The organism is Microbacterium sp. NPDC078814 (genome assembly GCF_040702645.1).
Lineage (GTDB): Bacteria > Actinomycetota > Actinomycetes > Actinomycetales > Microbacteriaceae > Microbacterium.
Window position 1 is genome coordinate 1 of record NZ_JBFBLT010000010.1, and the last position, 21,896, is coordinate 21,896.

The 21,896-nt window shown below is 71.0% G+C and carries 22 protein-coding genes, 1 tRNA gene and 1 rRNA gene; 19 read left to right on the forward strand and 5 right to left on the reverse strand.

Going from position 1 to position 21,896, the window contains the following annotated elements:
- From rrf to AB0300_RS16240, 18 genes are all read left to right on the forward strand, one after another.
- Nucleotides 1-84, forward strand: a 5S ribosomal RNA gene (gene rrf, locus AB0300_RS16155); the annotation flags it as partial.
- A gap of 75 nt (nucleotides 85-159) precedes the next feature.
- Nucleotides 160-2,154 (forward strand): primosomal protein, encoded by a 1,995-nt coding sequence (locus tag AB0300_RS16160; protein ID WP_366216434.1) that lies wholly within the window; start codon nucleotides 160-162, stop codon nucleotides 2,152-2,154.
- Nucleotides 2,154-3,203 (forward strand): HAD-IIA family hydrolase, encoded by a 1,050-nt coding sequence (locus AB0300_RS16165; protein WP_085606555.1) that lies wholly within the window; start codon nucleotides 2,154-2,156, stop codon nucleotides 3,201-3,203. Before AB0300_RS16160 ends, AB0300_RS16165 begins: the two co-directional genes overlap by 1 nt.
- 49 nt (nucleotides 3,204-3,252) lie before the next feature.
- The gene (locus AB0300_RS16170; RefSeq protein ID WP_085606553.1) at nucleotides 3,253-3,432 is read left to right on the forward strand and encodes a hypothetical protein; all 180 of its coding nucleotides are present in this window, start codon (nucleotides 3,253-3,255) and stop codon (nucleotides 3,430-3,432) included.
- Nucleotides 3,429-4,226 (forward strand): TlyA family RNA methyltransferase, encoded by a 798-nt coding sequence (locus AB0300_RS16175; protein WP_062633877.1) that lies wholly within the window; start codon nucleotides 3,429-3,431, stop codon nucleotides 4,224-4,226. The genes AB0300_RS16170 and AB0300_RS16175 overlap by 4 nt, the downstream gene beginning before the upstream one ends.
- Nucleotides 4,223-5,140: an NAD kinase gene (locus tag AB0300_RS16180; RefSeq protein WP_025105150.1), complete on the forward strand. Its 918-nt coding sequence runs from the start codon at nucleotides 4,223-4,225 to the stop codon at nucleotides 5,138-5,140. The genes AB0300_RS16175 and AB0300_RS16180 overlap by 4 nt, the downstream gene beginning before the upstream one ends.
- Nucleotides 5,137-6,819 (forward strand): DNA repair protein RecN, encoded by a 1,683-nt coding sequence (gene recN / locus AB0300_RS16185; RefSeq protein WP_085606550.1) that lies wholly within the window; start codon nucleotides 5,137-5,139, stop codon nucleotides 6,817-6,819. Before AB0300_RS16180 ends, recN begins: the two co-directional genes overlap by 4 nt.
- Before the next feature lie 26 nt (nucleotides 6,820-6,845).
- A complete protein-coding gene (locus AB0300_RS16190; RefSeq protein WP_029989884.1) occupies nucleotides 6,846-8,540 on the forward strand; it encodes a CTP synthase in 1,695 nt (564 codons plus the stop codon).
- A complete protein-coding gene (locus AB0300_RS16195) occupies nucleotides 8,533-9,129 on the forward strand; it encodes an NUDIX hydrolase (RefSeq protein ID WP_366216435.1) in 597 nt (198 codons plus the stop codon). The genes AB0300_RS16190 and AB0300_RS16195 overlap by 8 nt, the downstream gene beginning before the upstream one ends.
- A gap of 2 nt (nucleotides 9,130-9,131) precedes the next feature.
- Nucleotides 9,132-10,034: a site-specific tyrosine recombinase XerD gene (gene xerD, locus AB0300_RS16200; protein ID WP_366216436.1), complete on the forward strand. Its 903-nt coding sequence runs from the start codon at nucleotides 9,132-9,134 to the stop codon at nucleotides 10,032-10,034.
- 151 nt (nucleotides 10,035-10,185) lie between these two features.
- On the forward strand, nucleotides 10,186-11,019 hold the full coding sequence (locus AB0300_RS16205) for a ParA family protein (RefSeq protein ID WP_164498181.1): 834 nt from the start codon (nucleotides 10,186-10,188) through the stop codon (nucleotides 11,017-11,019).
- Nucleotides 11,003-11,875: a ScpA family protein gene (locus AB0300_RS16210; protein ID WP_025105144.1), complete on the forward strand. Its 873-nt coding sequence runs from the start codon at nucleotides 11,003-11,005 to the stop codon at nucleotides 11,873-11,875. The genes AB0300_RS16205 and AB0300_RS16210 overlap by 17 nt, the downstream gene beginning before the upstream one ends.
- Nucleotides 11,865-12,488 carry an SMC-Scp complex subunit ScpB gene (scpB, locus tag AB0300_RS16215; protein WP_366216437.1) on the forward strand — a complete coding sequence of 208 codons (624 nt, stop codon included), beginning with the start codon at nucleotides 11,865-11,867 and terminating at the stop codon, nucleotides 12,486-12,488. The genes AB0300_RS16210 and scpB overlap by 11 nt, the downstream gene beginning before the upstream one ends.
- A complete protein-coding gene (locus tag AB0300_RS16220) occupies nucleotides 12,485-13,282 on the forward strand; it encodes a pseudouridine synthase (RefSeq protein ID WP_366216438.1) in 798 nt (265 codons plus the stop codon). Before scpB ends, AB0300_RS16220 begins: the two co-directional genes overlap by 4 nt.
- On the forward strand, nucleotides 13,279-14,415 hold the full coding sequence (locus AB0300_RS16225; protein ID WP_366216439.1) for a prephenate dehydrogenase: 1,137 nt from the start codon (nucleotides 13,279-13,281) through the stop codon (nucleotides 14,413-14,415). The genes AB0300_RS16220 and AB0300_RS16225 overlap by 4 nt, the downstream gene beginning before the upstream one ends.
- Nucleotides 14,408-15,106, forward strand: a complete 699-nt coding sequence (cmk, locus tag AB0300_RS16230) for a (d)CMP kinase (RefSeq protein ID WP_025105140.1) — start codon at nucleotides 14,408-14,410, stop codon at nucleotides 15,104-15,106. Before AB0300_RS16225 ends, cmk begins: the two co-directional genes overlap by 8 nt.
- Nucleotides 15,099-16,619, forward strand: a complete 1,521-nt coding sequence (gene der, locus AB0300_RS16235; protein WP_025105139.1) for a ribosome biogenesis GTPase Der — start codon at nucleotides 15,099-15,101, stop codon at nucleotides 16,617-16,619. The genes cmk and der overlap by 8 nt, the downstream gene beginning before the upstream one ends.
- 62 nt (nucleotides 16,620-16,681) lie before the next feature.
- Nucleotides 16,682-17,629 carry an NUDIX hydrolase gene (locus tag AB0300_RS16240; protein ID WP_366216440.1) on the forward strand — a complete coding sequence of 316 codons (948 nt, stop codon included), beginning with the start codon at nucleotides 16,682-16,684 and terminating at the stop codon, nucleotides 17,627-17,629.
- Nucleotides 17,630-17,806: 177 nt separating this feature from the next.
- On the opposite strand, the gene AB0300_RS16245 is transcribed toward AB0300_RS16240, so the two are convergent.
- From AB0300_RS16245 to AB0300_RS16265, 5 genes are all read right to left on the reverse strand, one after another.
- Nucleotides 17,807-19,288 carry an HNH endonuclease signature motif containing protein gene (locus AB0300_RS16245; RefSeq protein ID WP_217316414.1) on the reverse strand — a complete coding sequence of 494 codons (1,482 nt, stop codon included), beginning with the start codon at nucleotides 19,286-19,288 and terminating at the stop codon, nucleotides 17,807-17,809.
- A gap of 39 nt (nucleotides 19,289-19,327) precedes the next feature.
- Nucleotides 19,328-19,702: an RNA-binding S4 domain-containing protein gene (locus tag AB0300_RS16250; RefSeq protein ID WP_366216441.1), complete on the reverse strand. Its 375-nt coding sequence runs from the start codon at nucleotides 19,700-19,702 to the stop codon at nucleotides 19,328-19,330.
- Nucleotides 19,702-20,370, reverse strand: coding sequence for a lysoplasmalogenase family protein (locus AB0300_RS16255; protein WP_085606534.1), 669 nt, complete (start codon nucleotides 20,368-20,370; stop codon nucleotides 19,702-19,704). The genes AB0300_RS16250 and AB0300_RS16255 overlap by 1 nt, the downstream gene beginning before the upstream one ends.
- A gap of 62 nt (nucleotides 20,371-20,432) precedes the next feature.
- Nucleotides 20,433-20,888 (reverse strand): hypothetical protein, encoded by a 456-nt coding sequence (locus tag AB0300_RS16260; RefSeq protein WP_085606532.1) that lies wholly within the window; start codon nucleotides 20,886-20,888, stop codon nucleotides 20,433-20,435.
- Nucleotides 20,885-21,493, reverse strand: a complete 609-nt coding sequence (locus AB0300_RS16265) for a GNAT family N-acetyltransferase (protein ID WP_025105133.1) — start codon at nucleotides 21,491-21,493, stop codon at nucleotides 20,885-20,887. The genes AB0300_RS16260 and AB0300_RS16265 overlap by 4 nt, the downstream gene beginning before the upstream one ends.
- A gap of 189 nt (nucleotides 21,494-21,682) precedes the next feature.
- Between AB0300_RS16265 and AB0300_RS16270 the strand changes: the two genes are divergently transcribed.
- Nucleotides 21,683-21,756 (forward strand) — tRNA-Pro (locus tag AB0300_RS16270).
- Nucleotides 21,757-21,896 lie beyond the last annotated feature (140 nt).

The window sequence follows — 21,896 nt, forward strand, 5'->3', positions numbered from 1 at the left end:
CACATTCCGAACCCGGAAGCTAAGCCTCACAGCGCCGATGGTACTGCAGGGGGGACCCTGTGGGAGAGTAGGACACCGCCGGACTCCTTTTAGTCGAAATGGCCACCCATCGTTGGGTGGCCATTTTGCGTTTACAGCACGAAGAGAACAGGGAGCACCATGCCGGAAGAGGAAGAGCGCCGTCCACGTCGCAACGACGACAGGAACCAGCGCAACGATCGTCCTTCCGGAGGTCGCCCCGTCTACCGCGACGGCGCATCTCGCTCCGGCGACCGCGGCCCGCGTCGTGAGGGCAGCTACAACCGTGACAGCGGTGCCCCGCGTCGCGAGGGTGGTTACAACCGCGACAGCGCTCCGCGTCGCGAGGGCGGCTACGACCGTAATGGTGGTGCGCCTCGTCGCGAGGGCGGCTACAACAACCGTGACGGTGCTGCCCCCCGCCGTGAAGGCGGCTACAACCGTGATGGTGCTCCGCGTCGTGAGGGCGGTTACAACAACCGTGACGGTGCTCCGCGTCGTGAGGGTGGCTACAACAACCGTGACGGTGCTCCGCGTCGTGAGGGTGGCTACAACAACCGTGACGGTGCTCCGCGTCGTGAGGGTGGTTACAACCGCGATGGTGCTCCGCGTCGTGAGGGTGGCTACAACAACCGTGACAGCGCTCCGCGTCGCGAGGGTGGTTACAACCGCGATGGTGCGCCCCGTCGTGAGGGTGGCTACAACAACCGTGACGGTGCTCCGCGTCGTGAGGGTGGTTACAACCGCGATGGTGCTCCGCGTCGTGAGGGTGGCTACAACAACCGTGACAGCGCTCCGCGTCGCGAGGGTGGTTACAACCGCGATGGTGCGCCCCGTCGTGAGGGTGGCTATAACCGTGACGGTGGTGCGCCTCGTCGTGAGGGTGGTTACAACCGTGACGGTGGTGCGCCTCGTCGCGAGGGTGGTTACAACCGCGACGGTGGTGCGCCCCGTCGCGAGAGCGGCTACAACCGGGACAGCGCTCCGCGTCGCGAAGGCGGCTACAACCGTGACTCCGGTCCTCGTCGCGAGGGCGGCTACAACCGTGACTCCGCTCCGCGTCGCGAGGGCGGGTTCGAGCGTGAGCGGGGGAGTGACCGGTCGCGGCCCTTCCCGCAGCGCGGCGGGGCTGGGCGGGAGCGTCCGGCCAACGCGGCGAACGAGCGTCCGCGCTTCGACGAGCCCCGCGTCCCGGACGAGGTCACCGCGCGCGACCTGCACCCGTCCGCGCGCAACGAGCTGAAGACGCTGAGCAAAGAGAACGCCGAGTTCGTCGCTCGTCACCTGGCGATGGCCTCCCGGCTGATCGACGAGGACCCCGCTCTGGCGCACGAGCATGCGCTGGCGGCGTCGCGTCGTGCCGGCCGGATCGCGATCGTCCGCGAGACCCTCGGCATCACCGCCTATGCGACCGGCGACTTCGCCTTGGCGCTGCGCGAGCTGCGTACCTACCGCCGGATCTCCGGTAAGGATGACCAGATCGCCCTCATGGTCGACAGCGAGCGCGGTATCGGGCGCCCCGACCGCGCCCTCGAGACCGGTCGGGCGGTGGACCGATCAGCTCTGACCACGCCCGTGCGAGTCGCCCTGGCTATCGCGATGTCGGGTGCCCGGCTCGACCAGGGAGACCTCGAGCTGGCGCTCGGAGAGCTCGAGATCCCGGAGCTGGACCCGGACCGCGCATTCGAGTGGAGCCCCGCGCTGTTCGCCGCGCGCGCCGCCGTCCTGGAGGACCTCGGGCGTACGGACGAAGCCGAGTTCTGGGCGCGCCGTGCCGAGGTCGCCGCCGAGGCTCTCGGTGTCGACGAGGCCGGCGATGAGGAGCTCTACGTGGAGGACGGCCTCATCGAGGACGGGTTCTCTGACGACGAGTTCTCCGACGCTGACGTCGCTTCTGTCGAGGACGAGGACGCGACCGAAGCCGACGACGCGACCGAAGCCGACGACGCGACCGAAGCCGACGACGCGACCGAAGCCGACGACGCGACCGAAGCTCCCGACACGACCGAGGCCCCTGAGCCCGCGGAGCCGTCCATCGAGGACGAGGTGCGCGAGCTGCTCGGCGAGGACGACGAGACGGATGACGACGAGGCGGAGGACGACTCGCCCTCCGCGTCCGAGAAGCCGGAGGCGTAGTGGGGCTCTTCACTGCGAAGGCGCGGAAGCGCTCGGCGGGTCGCACGCCGCTCGAAGGCGTGGACACCGTCCTCGCCGACCTCGACGGCGTGGTCTATGCCGGTCCCGGCGCTCTGCCGCATGCGGTGGAGAGCCTGAACGCGGCGGCGCACGCGGTGCGCCTCGGCTACATCACGAACAACGCCTCGCGCACCGACGCCTCGGTGGCCGCGCACCTCACGAGTCTCGGGCTCGACGTGGCTCCGCAGGACGTCGTCACGAGCCCGCAGGCGGCGATGCGTCTGCTGTCCGGGATCGTGCCGGCGCCGGCGACGATCCTCGTGGTGGGCGGCGACGGCCTCGTCGACGAGGTGCAGAAGGCCGGGTACACGGTCACGCGCAGCGCCGAGGACGCGCCGCAGGCCGTGGTCCAGGGCTTCGCGCCCGAGGTCGCCTGGACCGACCTCGCCGAGGCGGCGTTCGCCCTCAAGGTCCCCGAGGACGAGGGCGGCATCCCGTGGATCGCCACGAACACCGACTGGACGATCCCGCGCGAGCGGGGCGTCGCCCCGGGGAACGGCACTCTCGTGTCCGCCGTGCACACCGCGATCGGTCGCCTGGCGACGGTGGCGGGCAAGCCGGAGACCCCGATCTTCGAGGAGGCGCTCGCCCGTTTCGGCGCGGCGAAAGCGCTCTTCATCGGTGACCGCCTCGACACCGACATCATGGGTGCCAGCCGTGCGGGCATCGAGTCCGCCCTGGTGCTGACCGGTATCGACCGTCCCAAGCACGTCCTCGCCGCGCCCGAAGGATCGCGCCCGACCTATATCCTCGGCGACCTGCGCGGTCTGCACGAGCCGTACCCCGAGCCCACCGTGACCGACGGCGTGTTCGACGTGAACGGCGCCGCCGTCCGCGTCCGGGGCGCAGACGTCGAGATCGTCGCCGAGTCCGGCGACCAGCTCGACCTGCTCCGTGCGGGCGCCGCCGCGATCTGGGCGTCCGGGACGCCGGTGTTCGTCCTCCGGGTTCCGGAACGGCTGTACGCGGACCCGTTCCACCGCCCCTGAGCCACGCGTGGCGCCGCCGCCCGTCGGCGGTGCCGCGTACAGTGGAAGCGTGAGCGATGAGATGACGACCAGCGCGCCGACGGACGGCCTGTGGAGTCGTCTGCGCCTGATCGAAGGGCAGCCGCTCGCCGCACGCGCGGACGCGTACTCGGCCCTGCACGACGACCTCTCGCGACGACTCGAGAGCGGATCCCGGCACGACCTGCGGGAGACCCCGGGACCACGATGACGCGACTCGACGCCGCCCTCGCCGCCCGAGGACTCGCCCGTTCGCGCACGCATGCCGCCACCCTCATCGCCGACGGCCTCGTGAGCGTCGACGGCCGTCCGGTCGTGAAGGCCTCGACCGCGGTCAGCGACGACAACACCATCACGGTCGCCGGCGCCGACCACTACGTCAGCCGCGCGGCGCACAAGCTCGTCGCCGGGCTCGACGGCTTCGGCATCCCGGTGCAGGGACGCCTCGCGCTCGACATGGGGGCCTCGACCGGCGGTTTCACGCAGGTGCTGCGGGAACGCGGCGCGCGCCGTGTCCTCGCCGTGGATGTCGGCCACGGTCAGCTCGCCCCCGCGGTCGCCGCCGACCCCGGCGTCATCGCCGTCGAGGGCTTCAACGTGCGGCACATGACGCGTGACAGCCTCACCGCAGCGACGGGGGAGTCCACGTCGCCCGACCTGGTGGTGGGCGACCTCTCCTTCATCTCGCTCGAGCTCGTGCTGCCCGCGGTGGTCGCCGTGGCCGCGCCGGGCGCCGACGTGCTGCTGCTGGTCAAGCCGCAGTTCGAGGTCGGGAGGACCGCGGTGCGCGGCGGCCTCGTCACCGACCCCGCCACCCGGGCCGATGCCGTCGCCCGCGTGGTGTGGAGCGCGTGGGATGCCGGGATGGGGATGGCGGGGATCGTCTCCTCCCCGATCCTCGGGACACACGGCAATGCGGAGTATCTCGTGCACCTCGTGCCGGGCGGCGGCAGCAATCCGACAGAATGGATGGACACCATCAACCGGCTGGCAGGGGGACGATGAACGAGCGCAGGATCCTGGTCGTCGCCCACGCGGGTCGCGTCGACACCGTCGCGGCCGCCCGTCGGGTGATCGACGCCCTCCGCGGTGCGGGGGTCCGTCCCGTCCTGGCAGCCGACGACCATGCCGAGCTCGCCGCAGTCGATGCGTTCTTCGCGGACGTCGAGGTGCTGGACGCCTCCGGACCGGCGACGCTCGAGCTCGCGATCGTCCTCGGGGGCGATGGCACGATCCTCCGCGCGGCAGAGCTCGTCCGTGACAGCGGCGCTCCGGTGCTCGGCATCAACATGGGTCACGTCGGCTTCCTCGCGGAGATCGACCGGGACGACATGGACGACGCGATGCGCCGCGTCATCGCCCGCGACTACGAGGTCGAGGAGCGCCTGGCACTGTCGGTGCGCGTGAAGGACGCCTCGGGCGACGTCGTCTTCGAGACCTGGGCCCTGAACGAGGCGACCGTCGAGAAGGCGAGCCGCGAGCGCATGATCGAGGTGGTGCTCGAGATCGACGGGCGGCCGCTGTCGAGCTTCGGCTGCGACGGCATGGTCATCTCCACGCCGACCGGCTCGACCGCCTACAACTTCTCCGCCGGCGGCCCGGTGATCTGGCCGACGGTCGAGGCCATCGCGGTGGTCCCGCTGTCGGCGCACGCGCTCTTCGCGAAGCCGCTCGTGGTGAGCCCCGAGGCGGCCGTGGCCATCGAGATGCTGGAGCGGACGGATGGCTCCGGCATCCTCTGGTGCGACGGCCGTCGTTCCCACGACCTTCCGCCGGGAGCCCGCGTCGTGGTGCGCCGCTCGTCGCGCCCGGTCCGCCTCGCGCGTCTGCACCCCACGGCGTTCACGAACCGTCTCGTGCGGAAGTTCCAGCTGCCCGTCGAAGGATGGCGCGGACAGGAGCGGAGGAGCGACGCATGATCGAGGAGATGCGCATGCAGGGGCTCGGCGTGATCGCCGACGCCGTCCTGCCGCTCGGGCCCGGCTTCACGGCCATCACCGGAGAGACGGGCGCGGGGAAGACCATGGTCGTCACCGGGCTCGGGCTGCTCCTCGGCCAGCGCGCCGACTCGGGCGCCGTGCGCAAGGGAGCCGCGCAGGCCTCGGTGGCCGGGGTGTGGATCGTGCCCGAGAAGGGCGAGGTCGCCGACATCGTGGCCGAGGCCGGGGGAGAGCTGGAGCCGGCCGGTGCCGGCACCGCTGAGCTCTATGTCTCGCGCACCCTCAGCGCCGAGGGCCGCAGCCGCGCGAGCGTCGGCGGGCGGGCCGCGCCGGCAGGTGTGCTGTCCTCCCTCGCCGACGAGCTCATCGTCGTGCACGGACAGTCCGAGCAGCTGCGACTGCGCTCGGCCGCCGCGCAGCGCGACGCCCTCGACCGCTTCGGCGGCGAACCGATCGCCCGGGCGCTGGAGGAGTACCAGGCCGCGTTCGAGCGCTGGCGAACGCTCGACGCCCAGATCATCGACATCACCGCGAACCGTGACCGGCGTGCCGAGGAGGCCGCCCGGCTGCGGGAGGACCTCGCCCTGATCGAGGCGACCGCCCCCGAGGAGGGCGAGGACGAGGAGCTGACGGCTCGTGCCGAGCGCCTCGCGAACGCGGAGGAACTCCGCGTCGCCGCCGCCCTGGCCCACGGAGCCCTCTCGAACGAGGAGGGCGAGCCCGATGCCTCGGCGCTGGTCGCGGAAGCGCGCCGAGCGATCGAGCGCGTGTCCGACCCGAAGCTCGCGGAGGTCGCGGAGACCCTGGCCGACATCGGCTACCGCATTGCCGACGCCGCCGGTGTGCTCTCCGGCTTCCTCGCCGACCTCGATGAGTCCGGTCCGCACGAGCTGGCCGCCGTCGAGGAGCGCCGGGCCGCGCTCGGCGTCCTCATCCGTCAGCACGGCTCGCTGGCGGAGGCCCTGGCGCTGTGGCAGACCGGATCCGCGCGACTGGCCGAACTCGACGACGACGGAGAGCGCCTGGAACGCCTCACCGCCGAGCGCGACGCGGCCAGGACAGAGCTCGACGCCCGGGCCGACGCTCTCACCGCGGCCCGGAGCGAGGCGGCCGGCCGACTCGGCGAGGCCGTGACCGCCGAGCTGCACGCGCTGGCGATGCCGGACGCGCGCCTGGAGGTCTCTGTGGCCCCGGGGGCCGAGAGCACCCACGGCCGCGACGACGTCGCCATCCTGCTCGCCCCGCATCCCGGCGCCGAACCCCGCTCGGTCGCCAAGGGCGCCTCCGGCGGCGAGCTGTCGCGGGTGATGCTCGCGATCGAGGTCGTCATCGCGGCGACCGATCCCGTGCCCACCTTCGTGTTCGACGAGGTCGACGCGGGCATCGGCGGCGCGGCGGCGATCGAGGTGGGTCGGCGACTCGCCCGACTCGCCGAAAAGTCTCAGGTGATCGCCGTCACCCATCTCGCGCAGGTCGCCGCCTTCGCGAACAACCATCTCACCGTCGTGAAATCGCACGACGGCGCCGTCACCGCGTCCAGCGTGCGGCGGCTCGACGGGGAGGAGCGCGAGGCCGAGATGGCCCGTCTGCTCTCCGGACTCGCGGATTCCGATGCCGCACTCACCCACGCCCGCGAGCTTCTCAGCCTCGGCGTCTGAATGAACTGTTAGGATAGAAGCCCGTGATGAACTCTTCTTCTGCGGGGCCCAAGAACGACACGACCAAGCACATCTTCGTGACTGGTGGTGTCGTTTCGTCTTTGGGCAAGGGGCTCACCGCGGCCAGCCTGGGCAACCTCCTGACCGCTCGCGGACTCCGCGTGGTCATGCAGAAGCTCGACCCGTATCTGAACGTCGATCCGGGCACCATGAACCCGTTCCAGCACGGCGAGGTGTTCGTCACCGACGACGGTGCGGAGACCGACCTCGACATCGGGCACTACGAGCGCTTCCTCGACATCAACCTGTCCGAGGCGGCCAACGTCACGACCGGTCAGATCTACTCGCAGGTGATCGCCCGTGAGCGTCGCGGCGAGTACCTCGGCGACACCGTGCAGGTCATCCCGCACATCACCGACGAGATCAAGCGCCGCATGCGGCTGCAGGCCACCGAGGACCCGCGTCCCGACGTGATCATCACCGAGGTCGGCGGCACCGTCGGCGACATCGAGTCGCAGCCGTTCCTCGAGTCGGCCCGCCAGCTGCGTCACGAGCTCGGCCGCGACAGCGTGTTCTTCGTGCACGTCTCGCTCGTGCCGTTCATGGGAGCGTCCGGCGAGCAGAAGACCAAGCCGACCCAGCACTCGGTTGCCGCGCTCCGCCAGGTCGGCATCCAGCCCGACGCCCTCGTGCTCCGCAGCGATCGCCCGGTGAGCGCGAGCAACCGCAACAAGATCGCCCTGATGTGCGACGTCGACGTCGAAGGCGTCATCAACACCGTCGACCTGCCGAGCATCTACGACATCCCGTCGACCCTCAACGAGCAGGGCCTCGACTCCTACATCGTGCGCCGCCTCGGGCTCGACCAGAAGGCGGACGACGTCGACTGGACGCGCTGGAACAAGGTTCTGCACGCGGTGCACAACCCGAAGCACGAGGTCACGATCGGTCTCGTCGGCAAGTACATCGACCTTCCGGACGCCTACCTCTCCGTGACGGAGGCCCTCAAGGCGGGCGGCTTCGCGCAGGAGACCAAGGTCAACATCCGCTGGATCCCGTCCGACCTCTGCGAGACCCCCGAGGGCGCGCAGGAGCAGCTGGCCGAGCTGGACGGCATCTGCGTCCCCGGAGGCTTCGGCATCCGCGGCATCGAGGGCAAGCTGGGTGCGCTGAAGTTCGCCCGCGAGCAGGGCATCCCGACCCTCGGCCTCTGCCTGGGTCTGCAGTGCATGGTCATCGAGTACGCCCGCGACGTGGCCGGGATCGCCGGAGCCTCGTCCAGCGAGTTCGACCCGGACACCGCGGAGCCCGTCATCGCGACCATGGCCGAGCAGATCGAGATCCTCGACGGCGGCGACCTGGGCGGCACCATGCGCCTCGGCCTCTACCAGGCGGCTCTCGCGGAGGGCTCGCTGGCGCGCGAGGTCTACGGCGCCGCCGAGGTGTCCGAGCGTCACCGCCACCGCTACGAGGTGAACAACGCGTACCGCGATCGCCTGTCCGAGGCCGGCCTGGTGTTCTCGGGCCTCAACCCGGAACTCGACCTCGTCGAGTACGTCGAGCTGCCGCGTGACGTGCACCCGTACTACATCGCCACCCAGGCGCACCCGGAGCTGCGCTCGCGTCCGACCGACCCGCACCCGCTGTTCCGCGGGCTCGTCGGCGCGGCCATCGCCCGCCACCGCGCGAGCGAGCTGTTCGACGTGCCCGTCGATGAGTGAGTCGGAGGCGCCGGCCGTCGCGGAGCCGCTGCGCGACGAGCCCTTCGAGCCGGAGGTCGTGAGCAGCGACCTCGTCTACGAGGGGCGCGTCTGGGACGTGCGCTCCGACCGGGTCCACTACGGCGAGGGCGAGATCGTGCGACAGTACGTCGCCCACCCCGGCGCCGTCGCGATCCTCGCGCTGGACGACGAGGGACGGGTGCTGCTCATCCAGCAGTACCGTCACCCGATCCGCCACCGCGACTGGGAGCTGCCGGCCGGCCTCCTCGACATCGCGGGGGAGGAGCCCTTGGCGGCCGCCCGTCGCGAGCTCGCGGAGGAGGCCGACCTCGTCGCCGCGCACTGGGAGCCCCTGGTCTCGTCGTGGACGACGCCGGGAGGCAACGACGAGCTCATCCAGGTGTTCCTCGCGACGGGGCTCACCGCCGCCGCGGCCGCGCACGCCCGCGAAGACGAGGAGGCGGACATCCGCCTCGCCTGGCTTCCCCTCGAGGCGGCGGTCGCCGGAGTCCTGGCGGGACGCCTGCGCAACGGCATCCTCGCGCTCGGCGTGCTGGCGACCGCGCAGAGGCTGCGCGACCGGAGCTGAGCATGCAGCTCGATCGCGCCCTCGACGCGTATCTGCGTCACGTCACGATCGAGCGCGGCCTGAGCGCGCACACGGTCGGCGCCTACCGGCGGGACCTCGAGGGCTACCGGGACTGGCTCACGGCGGAGGGGATCGACGACACGGCGGACATCACGCCCGCCGTCGTCGACCGCTTCATCGCCGACCGCGCCTCGGCGGAGCCGCTGCCGGCCGCGACGAGTCTGGCGCGCCTGCAGTCCTCGGTGCGCGGCTGGCACCGGTTCCTCGCCCGTGAGGGCATCGAGGCGGACGATCCGACCGGACGGCTCCGCCCGCCGAAGACCCCGCGCCGGCTGCCGAAAGCGCTCACGATCGACCAGGTGGAGCGGCTGCTCGCCGCGCCGTCGGCCGAGGAGCCGCTCGGCATCCGCGACCGGGCGCTCCTGGAGCTCCTCTACGCCACGGGCGCCCGGGTGTCGGAGGCGGTCGGGCTCGACGTCGACGACATGGCGCACGGCGAGGTGCTGCGCCTGCGGGGCAAGGGCTCGAAGGAGCGCATCGTCCCGGTGGGGTCGTACGCCCGTGCCGCCGTCGACGCCTACCTCACCCGGGTCCGCCCGGAGCTCGCCGCGAAGGGCCGCGCATCGGCTCGGCTCTTCCTCGGCGCGCGCGGTGCCCCGCTCTCGCGACAGAGCGCTTGGCTGGTGATCCGTTCCGCCGCGGAGCGCGCACAGCTCACGACCGAGATCTCCCCGCACACGCTGCGCCATTCGTTCGCGACGCACCTCCTGCAGGGCGGCGCCGACGTGCGGGTGGTGCAGGAGCTGCTAGGGCACTCCTCGGTCGCGACGACGCAGATCTACACGCATGTGTCGGTGGATGCTCTCCGTGACATCTACGCGACCTCTCATCCCCGGGCGCGCTGACCGCGCAGGCCGGTACCGGGACCGCCGCGCGCCGAGCCGGCTGGGGAACGCTGGGCGGCTACAATCGAGCAAGCACGAAGGAGCAGGAGAACCGGTGGCTGAGAAAGTGGCGAAGTCCAGGGCGAAGGCGCAGAAGGCCGACGACACCCCCATGGGACCCACCGGCCGTCCGTACCAGGGCTTCCCGATCCCGGCGCCTCTGAAGTCGCACGGCCCGGCCCGCATCATCGCGCTCTGCAACCAGAAGGGCGGCGTCGGCAAGACGACGACCTCCATCAACCTCGCCGCCGCGCTCGCGGAGTACGGCCGCAAGGTGCTCGCCGTGGACTTCGACCCGCAGGGCGCGCTGTCCGCCGGTCTCGGCATCCAGACGCACGACGTCCCGACGGTCTACGACCTCCTGCTCGACACGAAGCGCGATGCGCACGACGCGATCGTGCACTCGAACGTGCCCGGTCTCGACGTCCTCCCCGCGAACATCGACCTCTCCGCCGCGGAGGTGCACCTCGTCAACGAGGTCGCCCGCGAGACGATCCTCGCCCGCGTGCTGCGCCAGGTGGCGGGGGAGTACGACGTCATCCTCATCGACTGCCAGCCGTCGCTCGGTCTGCTGACCGTGAACGCGCTGACGGCGGCGCACGGCGTCATCATCCCGCTCGAGTGCGAGTTCTTCGCGCTCCGCGGTGTCGCGCTCCTCATCGAGACCATCGACAAGGTCCGCGACCGGCTGAACCCCTCCATCGAGATGGACGGGCTGCTGGCGACGATGTACGACCCGCGCACGCTGCACTCGCGCGAGGTGCTGGAGCGCGTCGTGGAGGCGTTCGGCGACGACGTGCTGGAGACCGTGATCGGCCGCACCGTGAAGTTCCCGGACGCGTCGGTCTCGGGGGTCCCGATCACCGAGTTCGCTCCGGAGCACGCGGCCGCACAGGCATACCTGCGGCTGGCCAGGGAGCTGGTCGCCCGTGGCGCCGTCGCCTGACGAGCTCGGTACCGCTGAGGTCCCGGCACCCGCCGAGGCGATCGACACCGCGGAGCCGTCCTCCGCCGACGACGCCGCTGGGTTCCGCGTCTCGCTGTCGAACTTCGACGGCCCCTTCGACCTCCTGCTGAACCTCATCTCGAAGCACGAGATGGACATCACCGAGGTGTCGCTGAGCGCCGTCACCAACGAGTTCATCGCGTACCTCGCCGACCTGGAGGACGAGGAGGAGCTCGACCAGGCGTCGGAGTTCCTCGTCGTCGCCGCGACCCTGCTCGACATGAAGGTGGCGGGCCTGCTGCCGCAGGGCGAGCTCGTCGACGCCGAGGCCGTCGCCCTGCTCGAAGCGCGCGACCTGCTCTTCGCCCGTCTCCTGCAGTACCGCGCGTTCAAAGAGGTCTCCGCATGGTTCTCGCGGTGCCTGCAGCGGGAGGACCGCCGTCATGTGCGTGCGGTACCGCTGGAGGAGAAGCACCGGAAGCAGACGCCCGAGCTCGTCTGGTCGCTCACGCCCGACGACTTCGCGGCGCTGGCGCTGCTGGCCTTCGCGCCGAAGGAGATCCCGCACGTCGGACTCGACCACCTGCATGCGCCCCTGGTCAGCATCCGCGAGCAGGCCGCGATCGTCGTCACGCTGCTGCGCGGCACCGAGTCGCTGAGCTTCCGCGAGCTGGTCGCGGGCGTCTCGGAGCCGGGTATCGTCGTGGCCCGCTTCATCTCGGTGCTGGAGCTGTACCGCCACGCGGCGCTCTCCTTCGAACAACTGGAACCGCTCGGGGAGCTCACCCTCCGCTGGGCCGCCGACTCCTGGTCGGACGAGACACTCGCGACCCTGGGGGCCGACTATGACCGATGACGTGACCGCGGCAGAGACCGAGCTCCCCGAGGAGCCCGACGCCGTGACGGGTGCCGAGCTCCCGCTCAGCGAGCGTGTGGAGGCGATCCTCTTCATCGTCGACGAGCCGATCGGCCTGGTGGCCCTCGCCGCCGCGGTCGGCGCGCCGGTGCCCGCCGTCCGGCAGACGGTCGAGTCGCTGGTCGAGGACTACGACGGTCGAGGCGCGGGTCCGCGGCGCGGCTTCGAGCTGCGGGAGGTCGGCGGTGGATGGCGGCTCTACGTCCGCGAGGACCTCGATCCGGTCGTGGCGGAGTTCGTCGGCGGTCAGGCGCCGGCCCGGCTCTCCCAGGCGGCGCTGGAGACGCTCGCGGTGATCGCGTATAAGCAGCCGGTGACCCGGAGTCAGGTGGCCTCGATCCGCGCGGTCAACGTCGACTCCGTGGTCCGCACCCTCCTCGCGCGGGGGCTGATCACCGAACTGTTCGCCGACTCCGAGACCGGCGCGATCAACTACGGCACCACCGATGCGCTCCTCCAGCATCTCGGCATCAACTCTCTGGATGAGCTTCCGCCGATCTCGCCGCTCCTCGACGACGGCGCCGACGGCTTCGACGAAGGGACGGTCCGATGACCACCGACGCCCACGATTCCAGCGCCCCCGAGGGCGTGCGACTGCAGAAGGTGCTCGCCGCGGCCGGCGTCGCCTCCCGTCGGGTCGTCGAGCAGTACATCGTCGAGGGACGCATCCGCGTGAACGGCCAGGTGGTCACCGAGCTCGGCCGCCGCATCGATCCGGAGCGGGACCTCGTGGACGTGGACGGCACCGCGGTGCAGCTCGACGTGTCCATGCGCTACGTGATGCTGAACAAGCCGACGGGTGTGGTCAGCAGCATGCGCGACGAGAGCGGACGCCCCGATCTCCGACGCTTCACGAAGGACTACGAGGAGCGGCTGTACAACGTCGGGCGTCTGGACGCCGAGACCAGCGGACTGCTGCTGCTCACCAACGACGGCGAGCTCGCGCACGTGCTCGCGCATCCCTCCTTCGGTGTCACCAAGGTCTACATCGCGAAGGTCGAGGGCAGCGTGACGGCGCAGACCATCTCGAAGCTCACGAAGGGCATCGAGCTGGAGGACGGCCCCATCGCCGCGGACAAGGCCCGGCTGCTGGACACGTCGCGCGGCTCGAGCCTCGTGGAACTCACGCTGCACTCCGGCCGCAACCGGATCGTGCGCCGGATGATGGCCGCGGTCGGCCATCCGGTCACGGAACTCGTGCGGCGGCAGTTCGGTCCGTTGCACCTGGGAACCCTCCCGGCGGGCCGGACGCGGGAACTGAGTAAAATCGAACTCGGCGCGCTGCTGACTCTCGCGCGCCGGGAATCCGGTGTCGCCGAGGCGCCAGGCGAGCAGGAGAGCGAATGACCCAGACGACGAGTGCGCCCGCGGCGCGGAAGACCGGGGCCGTGGCGCCGCGTCTGTCCGGCACCGTGCGCATCGTCGGCGCCGGGCTGCTCGGTGCCAGCGTCGGCCACGCCCTCCGTGCGAAGGGCATCGACGTCGTCCTCACCGACGCGTCCCCTGCGCAGCTGCGCCTCGCCGTCGACTACGGCGCCGGACGCCTTCCGCAGGATGACGACGCCCCGGTGCTCGTCGTCGTGGCCGTGCCGCCGGACGTGACCGCCGACGTGATCCAGGCCGAGCTCGAGCGGTACCCCGACGCCGTCGTGACCGATGTCGCGAGCGTGAAGCTCGAGCCGTTCCGCACGCTCCGGGAGCGCGGCGTGAACCTCACCCGATACATCGGCTCCCACCCGCTCGCCGGTCGCGAGCGCGGCGGGGCGATCTCGGCCAGGGCCGATCTCTTCATCGGTCGGCCGTGGGTCGTGTGCCGCGACGAGGACACCACCGCGCGCGACCTCGCGCTGGTCGAGGCACTGGCCCTCGACGTCGGCGCGATGCCGCTGGAGATGACCCCCGAGGAGCACGACCGCTCCGTCGCCCTCACCTCGCATGTGCCGCAGGTCGTCGCGAGCCTCCTCGCCGGTCGTCTGGCCGGGGCCGAGGAGGGCGCCCTCCGCCTGGCCGGGCAGGGCGTGCGGGACACCACGCGCATCGCCGCGTCCGCTCCGGAACTGTGGGTGCAGATCCTCGGGGCCAACGCCGGTCCCGTCGTCGAGATCCTCGACGCGCTCGCGACCGACCTGAGCGAGGTCGCCGACGCGCTGCGCGCTCCCGGGGCCCCGGGCGCCCGACGCGTGCTCGCGGAGACCATCCGCCAGGGCAACGACGGCGTCGAGCGCCTGCCCGGCAAGCACGGGCAGAACCGACGCTTCGAGACACTGGTCGTCATGGTCGACGACACCGCCGGTCAGCTGGGTCGCCTGTTCGGCGAGCTCGGCGAGCTCGGCGTCAACGTCGAGGATCTGCGACTGGAGCACTCTCCGGGCGCGCAGTTCGGCCTCGCCGAGATCAGTGTCGACCCCGCGGCGCTGCACGGCGCGATCACCGGGCTCCAGGAACGCGGCTGGCGCATCGCAGGGAACACCAATGACTGACACCTCCACCATCTCCGCCACGAAGTTCATCGCGATCGACGGGCCCGCCGGGTCCGGGAAGTCGAGCGTCTCCAAGGCGATCGCGCGTCGCGAGGGCTTCGGCTACCTCGACACCGGGTCGGCCTACCGGGCACTCGCCTGGCATGTGCTCGATCGCGGCGCAGACACCGACGACGCTGAGGCGGTGCGCGCCGCGGCCGCCGACTTCCCCGTCCGTCTCGGGCTCGACCCCGACGACCGCACGGTACGCGTCGGCGACGTCGACGTGACGGACGCGATCCGCGAACCGCGTGTCTCCGGTGCCGTGAGCGGCGTGGCCCGCGTGCCGGAGGTGCGCGCCCAGGTCAACGAGCTCTTCCGAGCGCTGGTCGCCGAGGCGCCGTACCCGGCCGTCGTCGTCGAAGGACGCGACATCACGACCGTCGTGGCACCGGATGCCCCCGTGCGCATCCTGCTGACCGCGGCACCGGAGGTGCGGGCCGCACGTCGCGCGGGCGAGCTCGCCGGCGAGAACGCCGCCGCCGTGGCGGACGCCCTGCACAAGCGCGACGCCTCCGACAGTGCCGTCGTCGACTTCCTCAACGCCGCGGAGGGCGTGGAGGTCGTCGACTCGACCGCACTCGATTTCCCCCAGACCATCGACGCCGTCCTCTCGGTGATCGAACGACTCCGAGGAGCAGACCGTGGCTGACGACGAATACGAAGGCGGTCCCGACCAGCTCGCCGAGAAGCTCGAGCAGATCGATGACCAGCTGGCGGAGCAGCGCGCGGAGACCCTGCGTGCCGGGCTCGCCGACTACGAGCTCGACGACGAGGACGCCGCGCTCCTCGCCGGCGTGGCGCTGGGCGAGGACGGTATCGAGTTCCTGCCTGCGCTCCCCGTGGTGGCGATCGTCGGGCGGCCGAACGTGGGCAAGTCCGCGCTCGTGAACCGGATCCTCGGCCGTCGCGAGGCGGTCGTGGAGGACACCCCCGGCGTCACCCGCGACCGCGTCACGTACAAGGCCGAGTGGAACGACCGCCGCTTCACGGTCGTCGATACCGGCGGCTGGGAGCCCGACGCCCGCGGCATCGACCGTTCGGTCGCGGCTCAGGCCGAGGTCGCGATCGACCTCTCCGATGTCGTGCTGTTCGTCGTGGACGCCATGGTGGGCGCCACCTCGACGGACGAGCACGTCGTGAAGCTGCTGCGCAAGAGCGGCAAGCCGGTCTTCCTCGTCGCCAACAAGATCGACGACGCGCGTCAGGAGCCGGAGGCGGCCGCCCTGTGGAACCTGGGTCTCGGCGAGCCGCACCCGGTCTCCGCGATCCACGGTCGTGGTGTCGCCGACCTCCTCGACGCCGTGCTGACGAAGCTGCCGGAGATCTCCGCGGTGGCGAAGCAGGAGATCGGCGGTCCGCGCCGCGTCGCGATCCTCGGACGCCCGAACGTCGGCAAGTCCTCGCTGCTGAACAAGGCCGCGGGGGAGGAGCGCGTTGTCGTCAACGACCTCGCCGGCACGACCCGCGACCCCGTGGACGAGGTCGTCGAACTCGGCGGCAAGATGTGGCGCCTCGTCGACACGGCCGGTATCCGTCGCCGCGTGCACATGGCGCAGGGCGCCGACTTCTATGCGTCGCTGCGCACGTCGGCCGCGCTGGAGAAGGCCGAGGTCGCCATCGTCGTCCTCGACGTGTCGGAGTCGATCAGCGAGCAGGACGTGCGGATCATCGACCTCGTGCTCGAGTCCGGTCGCGCGCTCGTCCTGGCGTTCAACAAGTGGGATCGCCTCAACGACGACGACCTGGAGAACGCCGACCGCCGCCGCTACCTGGAGCGCGAGATCGAGCAGGACCTCGCCCACGTGGCCTGGGCCCCGCGGGTCAACATCTCGGCGAAGACGGGTCGTCACCTCGACAAGCTCGTCCCTGCGCTCGAGATGGCGCTGGAGAACTGGGACCGCCGCATCCCGACCGGCAAGTTCAACGCGTTCCTCGCCGAACTCGTCGCCGAGCACCCGCACCCGGTGCGCGGCGGGAAGCAGCCGCGCATCCTCTTCGGGACGCAGGCCTCGACCCGTCCGCCGACGTTCGTGCTGTTCACGACCGGTTTCCTCGACCCGGGCTACCGCCGGTTCATCCAGCGCCGCCTGCGCGAGCTCTACCCCTTCGAGGGCACGCCGATCGTCATCAACATGCGTGTGCGGGAGCGTCGCCAGCGCTGACTCGTTGCCGCGCATGTCGCGGCGGTGGCGCCGGAGCCCCGATGCTGTGAAAAGCTGAGGGGGTGACTGTCGTACCTCCCGCCGCCGGTGAACCGCGTCGCCCCGAGGGGCCTCGCGATCCGGGCGATGCCTGGGTGGTCGCGGACACCGGTGAGCGGTACTGGGGGCGCTTCGGTGCCGCCGGTCTCCTCGCCGTCGACCCGGAGCGCGGCATCCTGCTGCAGCATCGCGTGGCGTGGAGTCACTTCGGCGGCACCTGGGGCCTGCCCGGCGGCGCGCTGCACGAGGGCGAGGCGGCCATCGTGGGCGCCGTGCGGGAGGCGCAGGAGGAGGCGGGAGTGCCGGATGGCGCGGTGCGGCCGCGCTTCACGAGCGTGCTCGACCTCGGCATCTGGTCCTACACCACCGTCGTCGCCGATGTGCGGACGCCGTTCGATCCCGTGATCAGCGACCCCGAGAGCGTCGCGCTGTCGTGGGTGCCCGTCGAGGACGTGGACGGACTGCCCCTGCACCCCGGCTTCGGTGCGGCGTGGCCGATGCTGCGGGCTCAGCTCTCGGCGCACCCGGCGGTCGTGGTCGACGCCGCCAATGTCGTGGGCTCGGTGCCGGACGGCTGGTGGAAGGATCGCGCCGGAGCTGCGGCACGACTGCGCGATCGTCTGACCGGGCTGTCGGTGCCCGCGGACGACCTCCGGCTCGCGGGGGACGCCTGGTTCCCGGAGGTCTCGCTCGTCGTGGAAGGTCGTGCGCGGGACATCGCGCAGGCCGCTGCGGGGGGATCGCCGGCAGATGCGGCGGCCGCAGAAGCGGGAGTCGCGGGCTCGGCCCTGGACGTCGTGCGTGCGGAGGGCGCCGGTGACGACGCGATCGTGGCCGAGGTCGAACGCCGGGTCGCGAGCGCGTCGCCGGTTCTCGCGGTGACCAGTGACCGCGAGCTGCAGTCCCGCGTCGAGGCCGCCGGGGCACAGGTGCGCTCGAGCGGCTGGCTCCTTCGTCTTCTCGACGCCTAGAGCGAGACGCGGGCGCCACGCTCCGCGGATCCCGGTACTCGTACGGTGGCGTGGTCTGACTTCGCGCGGTACGGCGTGGTCTGACGTGGCGCGGCACGACGTGGTCTGGCCTGGCGCGGATCGACGTGGCCTGCGCCACTGCGCTCGAAGGACCCGTCGTCGTGATGGCGGCGCGTTTCAGACGAAGGCGACCCGACGCGGGCCGTGATCGGTGTGGACCGCGCCGAGGGGACTTCGCCATTCCAGGACCCCGCCGGGGTGCTGCCGTACCGTCCAGCGGTGAGCCTCCGGGATATCGGGGTGTTTCAGCACGTGATGCCCGCGGCAGAGATGCGCGAGGTTGTCGACGCGGGTCGGGCCGCCTTTCGCGTGATCCCAGGTGTGGTCGATGTCGCAGCGGTGTACCGGCTGGCGGCATCCGGGGAACCGGCAGTGCTGATCGCGAGCCCGGAGCAACCGGCGCATGTTCTCGGTCGGGCTGTAGGCGTCCGTTTCGATGACCTGCCCGTGCGGATCGAGGAACAACCGCGTCCAGCCCCCGTCGCGACCGGCCAGAGCTCGCGCGATGTCCGGGTGCAGAGCGCCGTGTCCGTCCAGTTCGGCTGGACGGTTGTCGAGCCCTGCGAGGGTCGTCGCCGCCACGGTCACCTGCAGGCGGCCGCGCACCCCGATGAGACCGTCGCCCTCGACGGCGCTCGGATCGGCGGTGAGGAGCAGATCGGTCAGAAGGTCGGCCTGCACCTGGCTCCAGGTGCGGGTGTCTGCGGGGAGCGATTCCGCCTCGGGATCGAGGGCGAAGGTGTCGCCGTCGACGCTGGAGATCTTTGTGTCCGACCGAGTCTCGCCGCACGGGCGATCCGTCGCGAAGCGGTCGGCGGTCAGCACTTCGTGGTGCGCAGGTGCCAGACGCGGCGTCGCTTCATCCGACCCCGATGCCGCATCGCGCGCAGTTTCCGCATCACGCGCAGTCCCCGCATCACGCGCGGGACCCGCATCGCGGGCCTGGATCACCGTGCGGGTGAGCTGGCTCAACCGGTCGGCGATCGCCACCGCCGCCCATTCCGGGAGTATGGCCGTCAGGACCGCGAGGCCGTCGTCGACCGATCGCACCGTGACGCAGCGCTCGTCTGCGGCGCGGCGGTGTCGCTCCGTGATCGTCTCGCCGACGAGCGCGGAGGCGACGCGGCGGGCATGCCCCCGCGTGCGCGCCGCGGTCTCGGCTTCGGCGACGACGAGCACCGCCGTCTCGAACAGTGCCATCGTCTCTGGCGCGACGACACGGTTGCGGATGGCCTCGGCCACCACGGCGCTCGCTCGTGCGACCTCCCGGACGTGTGCGGAGCTCAGAGCCCCCGTGTGGAAGGCCTCTCGCACGCGGGGGAGTGCCGTGCTCAGGGCGAGAGCATCAGCGAACGCGAACTCCATGGTGCCGGTGGAAAGACGCGCCGCCGTGGCGTACTCGGCGACCATCGAGCGGTGGATGGCATCGCGGTGGTGCGGGGCCGCGGCCACGTCTTCGTCATGGAAAGCGATCTGCGCCACCAGCAGCTCGGCAGCCTCTGCCTCCAGCGCCGCGATGCGTCGACGAGTCTCAGCCCAGGCGTCTCGCACGCGCCGCCGCTCCTCCAGGCTGAGGGGATCGGTCGGCTGGTTCGTCATACCTCGATTTTAGAACGTATGTTCGAATCGCGGAAGGGTTCAGACGTGTTGTATATCGCCTCGTCCGCGGAGGCGATCGATGTCCCGACGCTCCCGCTTCGTCGGTCGTCCGGCGCCCCGGTCCCGGACGCCGAGGGCTGCCTGCGGCTCGCGTTCCGGCGTCCGGTCCTCGTAGGCGAGGGCGGCGAGCGGCGCGCCGACGCGCTTGACGAGGATCTGGCGCACGATCAGGATCCGGTCAAAACCCGCGATGCGGATGCGGAGCTCGTCGCCCACGCGAACCGCCTGTGCAGCCTTCGCCTTGTCGCCGTTGACGCGCACATGCCCCGCACGGCATGCGGTGGTCGCCGCTGACCGGGTCTTGTAGACGCGCACCGCCCAGAGCCAGCTGTCCACCCGCGCGCTGTCGACCATCAGGCGGCCCTCCGCTGCAGGGAGACGAGGGCGCCGGCGACGATCAGGCCCTGGCCGAGCGTATAGGTGAGCATCACGGCGGGGCTGCTCCAGGCCGGGAGCGCGTCGGGCAGGAAGAGTCGGAAAGCGAGGATCGTGTCGCTTGCCAGGAAGAACGCCCCGCCCGTCGCGACGAGCGGATGGCATCGCGCAGCGAACGCCGCGGTGCCCGCGAGGAGCAGGCCATACAGCGCGACGCCGACGAGGAGCGGGCCCGTGTGCGGGCCGAGGACGAGGATCATCGCGAGCCACCAGACGGCGTAGATCGCGGTCCACCACGGCAGGCGACGGCGCGCGAGGTGGCGGGCGAAGAGGACGATGTAGGCGATGTGCGCGAGGCCGAAGAAGGCGAGCATGAGCGGAAGCTCGGGTGCCGCGGGGAACAGCGCGCCCGCGCCGTCGCCCAGCCAGGAGAAGAGCACGGCGACGAGGAGCAGGGCCACCGTCACGGGTGGGTGGATTCGCCGCGCCGCCACCAGGACCGGTACCGCGAGCAGTGGCATCAGCAGCAGCTTCGTCGGAGCCGCGAGATCGTGGTCCAGTGCGAGAAGCGCGACGTGCAAGGCGGAGAGTACGGCGTAGGGGACGAACGCCCACACGATCGCGGGCGGGAGGGTGCGGCGCTGCATCCCTCCATCGTATGACCGGAGGGGCATGTCGTCCCGAAGGCGGTCGATCGGACCGGCCCGCGTCAGGACTCGACGGTGACCGTCGCGACGGCACCCTCGGCATCGAGGTGCACGGCGGGCCAGTAGCCCTCCGGGAAGTGCTCGCCGCAGGAGTCTGTGAAGTGGAGGACGACGGTGCCGTCGCCGGAGGCCTCGATGGTCTCGAGGTCCAGGTCGTCCGCCGCCTCGTCCAGGTCGCTGGGGTCTGGGTCTCCGGTGCTGAACGTTGTCACCACGGCATCCGAGGCGACGCGGCGGAGGCCCGGGAGGCCGGCGATGACCGTGCGCAGCCGGGGGAGCAGCGGCGCGACCTCGTCTGGCGACGCGCCCTCGACCATCAGCTCGTAGGTGCTGCCGTCGACCTCGACGCTGCCGACGAACCAGTCGTGGGTGAGGACGGAGCCGTCGTCGAGCTCGGAGGTCGCCCGGTGGAGCGGTCCGAGGTCGGGATCGTCGAGGGAGGAGTTCGCGGCGCTCATGCCTTCACGCTATCGCTCCCGTTCGGTGCGATTTCCAGGGCGACCAGCACGCGCCCCGGCTTCATCACCGCCTTCTCCGTGAAACCCGCGCGGAGGAACGTCCTGATCGTGCCGTGGTACAGATCGTTCGCGCGCTGCTTCTCGCCGCGGGTGTCGACGGGATACCCCTCGATGAGACGGGCACCCGACTCCCGCGCGAAGGCGATCGCGGCGTCGAGCAGTTCGGTGTTGAGCCCGGTTCCCCGATGCTCCCTGCGGACGACGAAGCAGGTGACGGCCCACACGGACTCGTCGTCGAACGGCTCGGTGCTCGAGGCGGCGATCATGCGGGTGCGGGGGATCCGGGCTTGCCGGGTGCGCGGTCCGATACGGATCCAGCCCGCGGCCTCGCCGTCGACGTACGCGACCAGTCCCGGAGGGGGACCCTCGTCGATCTCGGCGCGGAACATATCGGTGCGCTGAGGCGTGGTGGTCTGATTCCAGTCCTTGTTCGGCAGCACCGGCCAGATGCACTGGCAGCTCGCCCCATCGCCCCCGCCGGTGAGCGCGTGCTGCACGTCATCCCAGCGGGCGGTCGTCGCCAGCGCGGTCGTGATCGTCGACATGCAGGCGACGGTACAAGCAGCTTCCGACACCCCGCAACGGCTCGGTTCGCGAGAGGGCCTCTGGTGCGGCTAAGATAGGGGAGTTGCCTGCGCGAGAGTGCAGAACAACGGGCTGTGGCGCAGCTTGGTAGCGCACTTGACTGGGGGTCAAGTGGGTTAGTGGGCTGTTTCGGTCTGAAAAGTGAACAACGGGATGTGGCGCAGCTTGGTAGCGCACCTGACTGGGGGTCAGGGGGTCGCAGGTTCAAATCCTGTCATCCCGACAGAAAAGCCCTGGTGAGATGGTAAATCTCACCAGGGCTTCGTCGTCTCGCTGGAGGGGTTTATGTAGACCTCTGCTCGCTCCGTGACGGTCGTCCAGCGGCCGGCCCGAGAACGCCGTCTACGACGAGCCGGGACCAAA

Coding starts and splice junctions, on each gene's coding strand:
- AB0300_RS16160 (WP_366216434.1), top strand. CDS start 160: ATGCCGGAAGAGGAAGAGCGCCGTCCACGTCGCAACGACGACAGGAAC.
- AB0300_RS16175 (WP_062633877.1), top strand. CDS start 3,429: ATGACGCGACTCGACGCCGCCCTCGCCGCCCGAGGACTCGCCCGTTCG.
- AB0300_RS16180 (WP_025105150.1), top strand. CDS start 4,223: ATGAACGAGCGCAGGATCCTGGTCGTCGCCCACGCGGGTCGCGTCGAC.
- recN (WP_085606550.1), top strand. CDS start 5,137: ATGATCGAGGAGATGCGCATGCAGGGGCTCGGCGTGATCGCCGACGCC.
- AB0300_RS16190 (WP_029989884.1), top strand. CDS start 6,846: ATGAACTCTTCTTCTGCGGGGCCCAAGAACGACACGACCAAGCACATC.
- AB0300_RS16195 (WP_366216435.1), top strand. CDS start 8,533: ATGAGTGAGTCGGAGGCGCCGGCCGTCGCGGAGCCGCTGCGCGACGAG.
- xerD (WP_366216436.1), top strand. CDS start 9,132: ATGCAGCTCGATCGCGCCCTCGACGCGTATCTGCGTCACGTCACGATC.
- AB0300_RS16205 (WP_164498181.1), top strand. CDS start 10,186: ATGGGACCCACCGGCCGTCCGTACCAGGGCTTCCCGATCCCGGCGCCT.
- scpB (WP_366216437.1), top strand. CDS start 11,865: ATGACCGATGACGTGACCGCGGCAGAGACCGAGCTCCCCGAGGAGCCC.
- AB0300_RS16220 (WP_366216438.1), top strand. CDS start 12,485: ATGACCACCGACGCCCACGATTCCAGCGCCCCCGAGGGCGTGCGACTG.
- AB0300_RS16225 (WP_366216439.1), top strand. CDS start 13,279: ATGACCCAGACGACGAGTGCGCCCGCGGCGCGGAAGACCGGGGCCGTG.
- cmk (WP_025105140.1), top strand. CDS start 14,408: ATGACTGACACCTCCACCATCTCCGCCACGAAGTTCATCGCGATCGAC.
- AB0300_RS16245 (WP_217316414.1), bottom strand. CDS start 19,288: ATGACGAACCAGCCGACCGATCCCCTCAGCCTGGAGGAGCGGCGGCGC.
- AB0300_RS16250 (WP_366216441.1), bottom strand. CDS start 19,702: ATGGTCGACAGCGCGCGGGTGGACAGCTGGCTCTGGGCGGTGCGCGTC.
- AB0300_RS16255 (WP_085606534.1), bottom strand. CDS start 20,370: ATGCAGCGCCGCACCCTCCCGCCCGCGATCGTGTGGGCGTTCGTCCCC.
- AB0300_RS16260 (WP_085606532.1), bottom strand. CDS start 20,888: ATGAGCGCCGCGAACTCCTCCCTCGACGATCCCGACCTCGGACCGCTC.
- AB0300_RS16265 (WP_025105133.1), bottom strand. CDS start 21,493: ATGTCGACGATCACGACCGCGCTGGCGACGACCGCCCGCTGGGATGAC.